Genomic DNA, 814 nt, shown 5'->3' on the forward strand with positions numbered 1-814 from the left:
GCGCTGATTTACGCCAATGTGATCGGATCCGATCTAGGGCCTAAAATCACCCCAATCGGATCCCTGGCAACGTTACTTTGGCTGCATGTACTATCCACTAAGAACGTGAAAATTAGTTGGGGGTACTACTTTAAAATCGGTGTCATATTAACCATTCCGACTTTGTTTATTACCCTCATGGGTCTTTACTTCTGGCTCTATTTTATACAAACGATCACCATAAATGTATGGCTATGCATTGTAGTCTTTATTGTTGGGATAGCCGTTATTACGTGGATTGTCAAAACCATTCTAGGAAGCAAACACACCAAAAGAGGGCATCAAGGCGCATAACCGTTTCCTGAATTCGAACTGAAAAGGAGATAATAACCATGGAGAAAAAACCTTTAGTTTACTTTTTGTGTACGGGGAATTCCTGCAGAAGCCAAATCGCGGATGGGTTTCTCAAATCCTTAGGCAGCGACAAATATGAAGTTAAAAGTGCTGGGCTTGAAGCCCATGGATTGAATCCCCGTGCGGTTCAAGTTATGAACGAAGATGGCGTGGATATTAGCAGCCATACTTCGGATGTGATTAATCCCGAGATTTTAAACCGAGCCGACTATGTGATCACGCTGTGTGGACACGCAGACGAGCATTGCCCAGTGATCTCTAGCAAGAACGTAACCAAATGGCATTGGGGTTTTGACGATCCGGCCAAAGTTACCGGAACGGAAGAAGAGATCATGGATCAGTTCCGTACCGTTCGTGATTCGATTAAGAACCGGATTGACCAATTTGTAAAAGAAGGGAAATGAGGTGGCTACTATGATAA

Annotated in this window: 2 protein-coding genes; both read left to right on the forward strand. The window is 43.6% G+C overall.

Going from position 1 to position 814, the window contains the following annotated elements:
• Nucleotides 1-333, forward strand: a 333-nt coding sequence (locus tag AC1DWB_RS36425; RefSeq protein WP_477545914.1) for an ArsB/NhaD family transporter, incomplete at its 5' end; no start/stop codon positions are given.
• A gap of 38 nt (nt 334-371) precedes the next feature.
• Nucleotides 372-797: an arsenate reductase (thioredoxin) gene (gene arsC / locus AC1DWB_RS36430; RefSeq protein ID WP_477545915.1), complete on the forward strand. Its 426-nt coding sequence runs from the start codon at nt 372-374 to the stop codon at nt 795-797.
• The last annotated feature ends 17 nt before the right edge of the window (nt 798-814 follow it).

It is taken from the genome of Paenibacillus sp. P4_E11 (genome assembly GCF_056401635.1).